The sequence below is a fragment of the Oxobacter pfennigii genome (assembly GCF_001317355.1).
GTDB lineage: Bacteria > Bacillota > Clostridia > Clostridiales > Oxobacteraceae > Oxobacter > Oxobacter pfennigii.
Genome location: NZ_LKET01000026.1, coordinates 71,025 through 82,810, shown reverse-complemented (window position 1 = coordinate 82,810; position 11,786 = coordinate 71,025). Strand labels below are relative to the sequence as shown.

The window sequence follows — 11,786 nt, the reverse complement described above, 5'->3', positions numbered from 1 at the left end:
ATATTGCCGCTTGAAATCCGATGGAAAAAATGTGCTGCTGCTTCAGGCAGACAATATTGACAACCATAAAATAGAGCAGGGAGACAAAATAATTATCGTTCCTTATAGTTTTAATTATCAAAGTGAATATAAGCTTATAACGGATGCTTATGCCAATAATGAAGTGCTGGTTTATGGGGAACAAAATATTTGGTCAGAAAAGCTACTTGAAAATAAAAAGCTTTTTATAGAGATTGATAAAATTTATCCTTTTTCCGACTTGAATAAGGTTATGGATATGGCTGATAGTTTAAATGAGAATGGCATAACACCCGTTTTCACTGTTATGCCTGTTTACGATAATTATACATTGGAGGCTTATGATAAATATATTGAAGTTTTAAAGTATATAGGGAAAAATGGTGGACAATTCTTTGTACATGAACCCATCATAAATGAAGATGGTACATATAATATGGATTCTAAGCCGCTTTTAAAAAGAGCTGTTGAAGAATACAGAAAAAGAGGCATTGATATAGTTGGGATTAAGATATCTATGGATAGGCTGTTTTCAAGTAATGAAATCTTTAAAGATTTATACCTGCCTTTTATACTGGTGACGGAACAAGAGGGTAAAATAAGCTCCAGTCTTGACTTGTACAAAATATCGGATATGATCAGCGGGCATGTTATGATCACCGGCCGCAAGGCTGATAAGTATAATATTTTTTCTTATATGTCCAAAGGAAATTATATATATGAAGACTTAATAAGTCTTGATATTAATAAGGATTCAGAAGATTTGGATGCACTTCTTGACATGCTCCGCAGCGAAAAAATTGAGGTCGCGGATTTTAAAACTAAAAATTTTGATTATAGCCCTGATGATAATAATGTAAATATTCCCAAAGAAGAAGAAAAACCAAAGACACAACTTGACCAATTTAAGGAGCTGGAAATAGAAAAAATTAAAGGCAGCAACCTGGAAGAAGAAAAGCCGGGGGAGGTGGGTTATGATATATCCCAAATTATAGATATAGGTATTAAAGCGTCCGTAGCGATAATTTGTATATTATCCATTTATATATATATCGGAAGGCGGTACGATATTAAAAAATTATTTAAATAATAAGGTTGGTATTTATGTTACAAGGCATATATGACTATCTATTAATGGGGTCACTATTTTCAATATGGATTGTTGTTCTGATTAATATGGTGTTGGTCAACAGCGGTTTTATTTCATATATTAAACACAATAAAGACGAGAAAAAGGCCAGAGTTATTAATAATCCGCCTTTTGTTTCTATATTGGTACCTGCCCATAATGAGGCAAAGGTTATAGGTAAAACAGTGCAGTCTCTGCTGAGCTTAAATTATGAAAACGACAGATATGAGATTATAGTGGTAAACGACAATTCAAGTGATAATTCTGCGGAAGTTCTTCAGAAAATTAAAGAAAGAAACCCGGACAGGAACTTAATAATCATTAATACCGATAATGTAACAGGCGGAAAAGGCAAATCCAATGCATTGAATATAGGGTTTGAGCAGAGTAAAGGAAGCCTGATTGCAATTTATGATGCAGATAATACTCCTGAAAGACAAGCTTTGTATGAATTGGTCTATGCCATACAAAAAGACAATAAAGCGGGGGCTGTTATTGGCAAGTTCAGATGCAGAAATAAAAATAAAAACCTTTTGACAAGGTTTATAAATCTTGAGGGTATCTATTTTCAATGGATGGCCCAGGCTGGGAGATGGCAATTACTGAAACTTTGTACAATACCGGGTACAAATTTTATTATAAGAAGATCTATATTAGAAAGTATCGGCGGTTGGGATACAAAGGCAATAACTGAAGACACTGAGATTAGTTTCAGAATATATATGATGGGTTACCACATAAGATTTTGTCCATATTCCGCCTCCTGGGAACAGGAACCCGAGAATATTGCAGTATGGCTTAAACAAAGGAACCGCTGGGTAAAGGGGAATTATTATGTTTTGGTTAAAAATTTTAGGTATCTTTTTAACAGCAAAGCAGGTCCTGTGAGGTTTGACCTGTTCTATTTCCTATCGGTATATGTTTTTTTCTTAACAGGGGCTGTAGTGTCGGACTTGATTTTCATATTAAGTGTTGGCGGATTTATTGAAACCCATATAATGGGGTATAGCTTGCTTATATGGTTTATGGCCTATGTGATTTTTATATTATCTGTTTTAATTTCGACTTCAACAGAGAGGGGGGAACTTAACGCCTCAAACTTCGGCATCATTATTATTATGTATTTTACTTACTGTAAGCTTTGGACATTTATTGCCGTAATTGGATTTATAGGTTTTATAAGGGATATGATTTTAAAACGTGAAACAAAGTGGTATAAGACAGAGAGATTTGATTAAAGGCTGTGTACTTTTAAATGATTAATTAAATTTAAGTGTTTGAAGCACTTCAATATTAAGGTGATTTTTATTAAATAATGCTCTCGTTATAGCATTTGATTGTATGAAAAGCAAAATACAAGGAATTTCAATGGAAATAGGTGAAATAGATGAAAAATATAATTTTGAAAAGATGGATGGTTATTTTCACTGTTATTTTGTTGCTGAATACTGTTTCTTCAGCAATTTATAGTTATGCAGTTGAGGATAATGCCAAAGGCATAATAGACGATAAGCAGATTACCATAGTCCATGATGAAAGCGGCGGGCTTAAGTATACTTATAAAGTTCTTAAGGATGTGGAACTTAGGGGTATTAACGGTGAAAGCAAATGGTTTTTTAATGTAGACAAGGAATTGCAGGTAAGGGATTTCAAACTCAATTTGTATTGCACATTAAGTCCTATGATTATCAAGGATACATCATACATAACTATCTACATAAATAATTTGCCTGTACAATCCATCAGCCTGAAGGATGAAGAAAATAATTTGGCAATGAACTGGGTGGTTAATATACCTGCAGATAAGGTAAATACAGGCTATAATGAGTTAACTGTTAAGACCCATACCAAAACTTCCTATGATCCATGTGAAGATGATGAACATATTGTAAACTGGATTATTATTGATGGTAATACCAACTATGTTGTTACATATGATAAGAAATCTATATATAATGGGATAACAGATTTTGCGAGACCTTTTGCAGGGGTATACCCAGACAACTCCCCTGGTATTGGCGTTGTAATTCCTGATTCTTATAGCAATGAGGAATTGTCAGCCGCTTTAACAATGATTGCTCATATGAAAGCGTATCAATTAGGGTATCAGGTAAAAACTACACTGGTTACTGCCGGTGACCAGCAAATAGATGCATTCGACAGTTTGGTATATATAGGTAGCTTTGCAGGCATGCCTGAAAGTTTTAAAATACTATTAGAAAATAATTCCAACGATGATATGAATAATGCCAATATTTACAGGGCAGTGACAATGAATAGCGGAAAACCTTTATTAATCATTGCATCAGATAATAGTAGAAGCCTTATAAATGCTGTAAAGGCTTTAAGCAACGACCAGCTTAAAGAACAAATGATATTTAATAAATATTTACTGTCACCGGATATTGATACAAAGATAAAAGAAACGAAGATAGGAGATTATATTTACTTAAAGAACCTAGGTTTAAATGGAATAAAGGTAGAAGGCATTAAAAAACAGGTTGTGACCATTGGGGTAAGGATTCCATTTAATGAAGTATTGGCTAATGAGTCCAGCATTGATTTGAATATAAGATATTCTGATAATCTTGACTATGAAAAATCTATGGTTTCACTTTATATAAATGGGATTCCCATTGCAAGTGAAAAACTGGATAAGGAAAAAAAGGATTTTCATACAGTTAAAATGTTTATCCCCAAGGAAGCTAGAAGTTTCAGCTATTATGACCTGCGGGTTGAATTTGACCTCATACCAAGCGGTGAAATTACTTGAGAGAAGTATCTAATAAGTATGCCGTGGGCATACATACAGGAAGACAGTTTCTTTTATATGCCAAAGCAGGAAAGAAGCATCATGCAATTTGAAAATTTGCCATATCCGTTTTCCAGAGATAATGATCTGGATAATACAACAATTGTATTGCCGGACAATCCTCAAAAACAAGATCTTGCAATAGCAGGCAATATTGCTGAATTATTAGGAATCAGCATAGAAAACAATGAAGGGATAATATATGCTGTAAAGGGAGCGGCTATTGATGAAGAACATAAAGCGGATAACCTGATCATATTCGGAACTCCGGATAAAAACAGTGTCATAAAAGATGTCAACAAAAGCTTATGGTTTAGATATAACGACCTATTTACTACAGTGCTTTCCAACGAAAAATATGAGCTACTGCCCGAAACCTCAAAAACAGCAACCTTTATTGAATTGAAGGCATCTCCATACAATAATAAAAAAGGTATGCTGACTATAACATCGTTAGATAATCAATCCATAAGAGATTCCATGGCTTATTTTATGGATGATAAACGGGGATTACTGACGGGGGATGCGGCTATAATAAGCAAGGATGGAGAATTGGTAACCCTAAGGTTCCAAAAAGATGAAGGAAAGAGGCCGGATATAAGTGCTTTTAATATTACAAACAAATTTATATGGAATTATATCATTTTTGCAGGAGCAGTGCTGTTATTAATGTCCGTTGGCCTGGGTTTATATTTATATAAAAATAGAAAAGCAAAGGAAACTAAGGTCAGAAAGCACAGAAGGCCCGGAGGCAGAAGGAGGAGAGGGTAAAATCTTCGCCTTAAGCTCTTTATGTATAATTGGGTATATTAAGGGAGGCGCTTATGATGACTCTGGCTAATTTGAAGTATAATATTTTTTTAAAAAGTATCATATTTTACTTTTCATTGATGACGTTAATGTATATTGTTAACATTTTGGGCTGGGATATAAATATTATCAGCCCCTGCTTTACCCAAAAACAATTTCAAGGCATGGAGAAAAAAGAAGACATTTCGATGGATGCTCACGTCAATATGATAAAAGTGATGAAATACCTGAAAAGTATTTATGGAAGTAAGGTTCTTTCCGGACAGCATATATCCCAGGATTTATTGGAAGTTGATGCAATTTATAAAGTGACGGGAAAGAAGCCTGCCCTCATCGGGTTTGATTTTATGGATTCTTCACCCTCCAGAGTGAAATATGGAGCCAATGGAACTGATATTAAAAGAGCTGTCCGGTGGTGGAATGAAGGAGGGCTTGTGACCTTTTGCTGGCACTGGAATGCACCTGCGGGCCTTATTAATAAAAGACCCGATAAGCAGTGGTATCGGGGGTTTTATACCGAAGCAACTACATTTAATTTTGCAAAAGGAATCCGCAACGTGGAATCTGAAGAGTACCGGCTGATGATACGGGACATGGACGCTATCGCCGAAGAATTAAAAAAATTGCAGAAGGCAGGAGTCCCCATACTCTGGAGGCCTTTACATGAAGCATCCGGCGGCTGGTTCTGGTGGGGAAGCCGCGGGCCTGAGCCATACAAAAAGTTGTGGAGAATAATGTATGAAAGATTCACGAATTATCACGGCCTGGACAATTTGATATGGGTATGGAACGGCGAGCATCAGGACTGGTATCCGGGAGATGATGTGGTGGATATCGTTGGGATAGACTTCTATGGGCTCAAACATGATTATTCGCCCAGGCAAGAAGAATTCAAGGTGGCAGAAGCATATTCCGGAGCACATAAAATGGTGGCTTTGACGGAAACCGGAGTGATTCCGGACCCGGAGCTTATGCTGAAAACAGGAGCGAAATGGCTATGGTATCTAACATGGTCTGAAGAATTGGTACTTGCAGATGATAAAAAAAGCTATTCGGAAGAATATACGGAAGCCTGGATGTTGAAGAAAGCTTACCTGCATGAAACAGTTATCACAAGAGATGAGCTTCCTTCCTTCCGGTAATGAAACTTGACTGGTGATTTAATTTTATGAAAGAGGATACCTGCTTATGAAAAAATATTTAACTTATTTTTCGTTGATTGGAGCTTTTTTTATGATTTTTTCTTTCAGGGCTAAAGCTTCTGAATCATCATTGAGTGCAGGGGACGCTCAATGGTATTACTATGAATCATTCTCCGATAAAAAATTAAATAATAACATAGTCAAAGATAAAAACGGGAAAGAAATATGGCGGATTAATAATGTAAAGGAACAAAAAAATACTATAACAGATACGGGAGCTTTAGAATTAGGTGATGCCCGGTATATGCAAAGAGCTGTTTTAACTGATGAACTATGGGGTAATAAACAGGATTATGCAATGGAGTTTAACATAAATATTCAGAAGGCAGGGAATGAAGGGCATTCCGGCAGGCCAATAGCAGTTATCATTCCCCGCTCCAGAGATAAAGAGTATTATGCTGTTACTTACTATATGGAAAACACCATTGCAAATCAATTTAAATTTAAATGGGCAATCATAAATACTTCTGCCCCCACAAAGATGAAACCTCTTGTTGAAGGGTATCATTTGCTAAAGGAAAATATTGATTATACTGGCCGCCTTGTTATTGAAAATACAAATGAAAACAATGTCAATATAAAATTTTATATTGACGGCCCTACAAGTCCAATGAAAGAATACAAACCGCTGCTTGAATATACCGACAACACCAGTTATAAAATATTGTCCGGGGCTACGGGCCCTGCTTTAGGAATGGCAGGCTACTCCGATGACGGATGGGGGACTTCACCTGTCGTGCGGTATGATAACATTAAACTATATGATATTGACCGGTTTGAAGAATATGAGAGGCAGATGAAGGAATATGTACTTATTAATCCTAAAGACATAAAATCAAATAAGGCATACGGACAAATAAAATATCTGATTAATAAAGGCATATTAAATGTTTATTCAGACAATGATTTTAGGCCTTATGAGAATGTTTCGGCATCACAGTTTCTAAAGATGCTGATAGCTCTAAAAGGCGAAAAGTATCCAAAAGAAGAGCCTTATAGCACTGATTATTGTATTAAACGCGGAATAGAGCTGGAAATAATCAAAGAAAATGAATTTTCAGAGTATAATAATCCCATTACAAAATACGATGCGGCTTTAATGATTGCAAGATTTAACGGTAAAAGAGCAGTGACTACAAAATATGGATCTTTTATTAAGGATTATATGGATATACCTGATAAATACAAGAACGCTGTAATTCATAGCTATTATGAAGGTTATTTTATACTGGATGATGATTTCAGGTTTTCGGGTAACAACAAAATCAGCAGGGCAGAGGCCTCAACTGTTTTATTAAAAATGCTGGACGCCGGTCTTAGAAAAGTGAATTATGATTTAGAACTTCCCCACATATTATCGTCAGGAGCTGTCTTGCAGGGGAATAAAAAAGCTCCCATCTGGGGCAGGGGTGTTTCGGGAGAAACTATTACCGTCAGGTTTAGGAATCAGGTTAAGACCGCCCTTGTAAAAAACGGACATTGGTATTTGGAACTTGATCCTGTATCTTATGGAGGCCCCTATACTTTAACTGTAGAAAATGACAAGAAAAAAATTGTACTAAGCGATATAATGGTCGGTGAGGTATTTATTGTGGCCGGCCAATCCAATGCGGAAATGTTTCTTGGCGAGTGCAATGGCGCAGGGGATACAGTCAAAAAATTTAAGAATAAGCCAAATCTGCGATTTTATTCAGGAGAACAGATTACGGCTGTCACACCTAATTTTACAAGCATTGGCAAATGGGAACATTCTTCTGAATGGGCGTTAAAAGAGTCTCCAGCCATAGGGACCTTTTTTGCAGAAAAATTGCTTGAATATAATGAAGAATTGGCTAAGGTTACTATAGGCATAATAAGGATGACATATGGAGGTACCAGTATCGAAGCATTCATGCCTGATTTAATTGCACAAGAAAACAACTATGTCCCGAAGGATAATGAACCGATTATGTCAGGGTTCTGGAATGGGTTTATGGAACCTATTACACCTTTCGCAATTAAGGGAGTTATCTATTATCAGGGGGAAAACAGCGCCCATCTTGGATACAAATATGAGCCTTTGTTAAGAGATTATTTGCGAGGCTTAAGAGCCGAGTTTCAAGACCCCAATCTGCCCATAATGCTGGTCCAGCTGGCAGGTTACGGGCACAATGATTATGAATACGATATAAATGAATGGCCAAAAATACGGGCAGTTCAGATGAAGGTGGCGAATACTGTTAATAACACTGGACTGGTTACGGCGGTAGACTTATCTGATGCTGACCCTATAGAAATACATCCCAAAGAAAAAAAAGAGATTGGCAGACGCCTTGCAAATTTAGCAATGGGACTTATATACGGAAAACAGATTGAGCAAAGGAGTGCTGAACTTAAATATTATCGGTTTGAGGGCAATAAAGTAACTGCAGGCTTTAATTATGATTATGGAAGGATATATTTTAAAAAAAATGCCCCTCTTGATTTTCAGGTTCTTGATAAGCAGGGTAAATGGCATATGGCAAATGCGGCCATAGATGAAAAAAGCAACACTTTGAGTATCTGGAGTGATGAGATCTTAGAGCCAATAGGTGTGAGGTATGCCTGGGTTAACTATCCAAGCATTAGCCTTTATAATAATGTCAATCTTCCGGTCCTTCCTTTTAGAATTATTGACATACCTAAAACTACAGAAAATATTGTAAAAGCTACAAATCATATGCTAATAAACAACGATGCCATAGTAAATTCAGGGAGAGATAATATTTTCAGGGTTATAGTTGTTATTGATGAGAATACTGTTATTCATGAATATGCCATTAAGGATCAAACTGCCGGAGATATGATAGAGAGATTATCCAGGCTTGGAAGCTCAATAACTCAGGAGGGTACCACAGAGACTATTATAAAATCCAATCATCACGGACTCTCTGTTGGCGATTGGATAAGAAACAACACCAGAGGCTGGGAACCCCGCAAAGTGAACAAGGTACTGGATGAGGATACCATTGAGGTAGACACAGTCAAAGGACAAAGCTCCGGGGATGATATTGAAAGGTATAAATTTATAGGTAATACCATTGTGGAATAAAAAGAATATTCATGCTCACAATTAACCACGCCTTTAATCCTTCCCTTTTGTGTTATAATGAAATAGAAGTTATGGGACAAAGAACGTATATATGCATGGACTCAAAAATGAGATGTGTCCCTTAACCTTAGAGGAGGGATAGCTATGAAGATGAATTTTGATTTATCCATGCGGCAAACTCAAAAGCTTGTTATGACCCAGCAGCTTCAGATGGCAATAAAACTTCTTCAAATGCCTTCTCTTGAACTTAACGAATATATTCAGGAACAGTTGGAAGACAATCCGGTGCTGGAATCATTACCTGATGAAAAGCCTATAGACGAGCCTAAAATTGACTGGAAAGAATATATAAAAACCATTGAAAATTATGATTACTATGAAAATTATCATGAAAATGATGAAAGCTTATCACCCATTAATTTCATCCCTAGTGTGACCACATTGAGGGAGCATTTAATGTTTCAGCTTCACCTTGCTGTAAGAAATAACGAGGATGTACAAATTGGGGAATACATTATAGATAATATAGACGGCAGCGGATATTTAAGAGCGGATGCTTCGGATATTGCAAAACATTTTAATATTAAAAATGAAAAAATTGAAGGCCTAATAAAAATAATACAAGGCTTTGATCCTGTCGGAGTAGGGGCTAGAAGCATAACGGAGTGCTTGATTTTACAGCTTAGGGAAATGAACATGCTGGATTACTTGCTTGAAAAGGTCATAAATAATTATTTGGAGGATATAGGCAATAACAGATATAACTTTATAGCTAAAGAACTGTCAATTACTTTAAAGGAAGCCCAAAAAATCGGAGACATTATAAAAAGTCTGGAGCCAAAACCCGGAAGAGGTTTTGAAAGCTTTGGACATATAAGATATATAATACCCGATGTAGTTGTGGAAAAGATGGATGGCAAATACATGATCTCGGTAAATGACAGGATGATACCTGCTCTTACCATAAACAGCTATTATAAAAGTATTCTTTTAATGGAAGATAATGAGAGTAAGGCACAGGATTTCATAAAGAAAAAAATGGATGCAGCAGCATGGCTTATAAAAAGCCTGGAACAGAGAAAAAATACTATTTATAATGTGGTAAGCTCCATAGTTTCCTTTCAGAAGGACTTTTTAGACAATGGATTAAATTATTTGAAGCCCCTTACACTAAAAGATGTTGCCGAAGACATAAAAATGCACGAATCTACCGTAAGCAGGGCTATAAGCGGAAAGTATGTGCAGACACCAAGGGGGCTCTACGGCCTTAAATTTTTCTTTACAAGAGGTATAGACGTTGGTGAGGATAACATATCTTCAGAAACCATAAAAAAAGTAATAAAGCAAATAATTGAAAAAGAAAATGAGAGAAGACCTCTGTCAGATCAGAAAATAACGGATATTTTGAATAACCAAAGGATAAATATAAAAAGGCGTACTGTAGCTAAATACAGAGAAGAAATGAATATACCTCCTGCAGGCAAAAGAAAGAGATTTTAAGACACCTGCATAAATGTATTGAAAATATATTTATGCAGTGCTAATATTATTTACGATGATAAAATTTTTTGCCCTGCTTTTAAGGGTATTTTTTATAAATTAAGTGGGACAAAATTAAAGTTATGGGACAAAAAAGGTCCGCGGTGGTGAAAAATTTTGAAGAAGGTGAAAAATTTTGAAGAACCTGATTTCAATACAGCAAAAAATCGTCCCGGAAATAATAGAATTGCTTGAAAAAAGATATACTATCCTAAGGACAATATACTTTAATCAGCCTTTAGGGAGAAGAACTCTGGCAGATTTAACCGGAACGGGAGAGAGGATTGTCAGGGCAGAAGTTAATTTTTTAAAAGGTCAGGGCCTGGTGATTATAGACCAATCCGGTATGACAGTGACAAATGAGGGAGAAGAAATAATTGATTCTCTTAAGGATTTCATCCGTGAAATAAAAGGTTTAAGCTTTATTGAGGATACAATAAAATCAGGTTTAGGCTTTAAAAAGGTAATAGTGGTGCCGGGAAATGCTGATGAAGATAAAGATGTAATAAAGGAAATGGGGCGTGCCGGAGCATTATATGTTAAAGGAATAATAAAGGATAATGATATTATAGCCGTAACTGGCGGCACCTCAGTAAATGAGCTTGTAAAAGGCATGCCTCAAGGTATGAATAAATCAAATTTATTGGTGGTTCCTGCCAGAGGAGGTATGGGAAGGCTGGTTGAAATCCAGGCAAGCACATTGGCTCAAAGACTGGCAGAAAAATTGGGTGCAGGATATAAGCTTCTTCATGTGCCTGATGTAATGAGCAAAGCGACCTTTGAAACCATCATAAATGAGCCTTCCATAAAAGACATAATAGAAAGCATTCAAAATGCGAACTTGCTGATACACGGAATAGGAAGAACAGATGAGATGGCGAAAAGGCGGGGTTTAAGTGACAAAGAGTTTGAAGAGCTCACAGAAAAGGGTGCTGTGGGTGAAGCCTTCGGGTATTACTTCGATAAGGATGGAAATATAGTCGGCAAGGCTTCTACCATAGGTTTAAACTTTGAAAATGTAAAAAATATAGATAATATAGTGGCAATAGCCGGAGGTTCCGGTAAAGCCATAGCTATATCAGCAGCAAAGAGTTTTAACAAGAATTGCATCCTTGTAACAGATGAAGGTGCTGCCAAGGAAATAGTTAAATTGATACATAGAAAATAAATATGCAAACTTTATAAGCTTTTACAAATAATAAATAG

At 36.2% G+C, this 11,786-nt stretch carries 6 protein-coding genes and 1 pseudogene; all 7 read left to right on the top strand.

Features of this window, described 5'->3' with window-relative positions; all coding sequences use genetic code 11:
* Positions 1–10 precede the first annotated feature (10 nt).
* The 7 genes and pseudogenes from OXPF_RS05700 (at position 11) to OXPF_RS05665 (ending at position 11,748) form a co-directional block, all read left to right on the top strand.
* Positions 11–1,108, top strand: a complete 1,098-nt coding sequence (locus OXPF_RS05700; RefSeq protein WP_160317160.1) for a DUF2334 domain-containing protein — start codon at positions 11–13, stop codon at positions 1,106–1,108.
* A gap of 14 nt (positions 1,109–1,122) precedes the next feature.
* On the top strand, positions 1,123–2,385 hold the full coding sequence (locus tag OXPF_RS05695; RefSeq protein ID WP_054874246.1) for a glycosyltransferase family 2 protein: 1,263 nt from the start codon (positions 1,123–1,125) through the stop codon (positions 2,383–2,385).
* A 149-nt stretch (positions 2,386–2,534) separates the two neighbouring features.
* Positions 2,535–4,730 (top strand): annotated as a pseudogene (locus tag OXPF_RS22980) (cellulose biosynthesis cyclic di-GMP-binding regulatory protein BcsB).
* Positions 4,731–4,783: 53 nt separating this feature from the next.
* Positions 4,784–5,911: a glycosyl hydrolase gene (locus OXPF_RS05680; protein WP_152967704.1), complete on the top strand. Its 1,128-nt coding sequence runs from the start codon at positions 4,784–4,786 to the stop codon at positions 5,909–5,911.
* Positions 5,912–5,957: 46 nt separating this feature from the next.
* A complete protein-coding gene (locus OXPF_RS05675; RefSeq protein WP_054874243.1) occupies positions 5,958–9,041 on the top strand; it encodes a sialate O-acetylesterase in 3,084 nt (1,027 codons plus the stop codon).
* A 144-nt stretch (positions 9,042–9,185) separates the two neighbouring features.
* Positions 9,186–10,541: an RNA polymerase factor sigma-54 gene (rpoN, locus tag OXPF_RS05670; protein ID WP_054874242.1), complete on the top strand. Its 1,356-nt coding sequence runs from the start codon at positions 9,186–9,188 to the stop codon at positions 10,539–10,541.
* Between the two features lie 175 nt (positions 10,542–10,716).
* Complete coding sequence (locus OXPF_RS05665; protein ID WP_054874241.1) at positions 10,717–11,748, top strand: sugar-binding transcriptional regulator; 1,032 nt, start codon at positions 10,717–10,719, stop codon at positions 11,746–11,748.
* Positions 11,749–11,786 lie beyond the last annotated feature (38 nt).

Excerpts from the sequence above, each read along its gene's own strand:
- OXPF_RS05675 (WP_054874243.1), top strand. The coding sequence starts at position 5,958 with ATGAAAAAATATTTAACTTATTTTTCGTTGATTGGAGCTTTTTTTATG.
- OXPF_RS05695 (WP_054874246.1), top strand. The coding sequence starts at position 1,123 with ATGTTACAAGGCATATATGACTATCTATTAATGGGGTCACTATTTTCA.
- OXPF_RS05680 (WP_152967704.1), top strand. The coding sequence starts at position 4,784 with ATGATGACTCTGGCTAATTTGAAGTATAATATTTTTTTAAAAAGTATC.
- rpoN (WP_054874242.1), top strand. The coding sequence starts at position 9,186 with ATGAAGATGAATTTTGATTTATCCATGCGGCAAACTCAAAAGCTTGTT.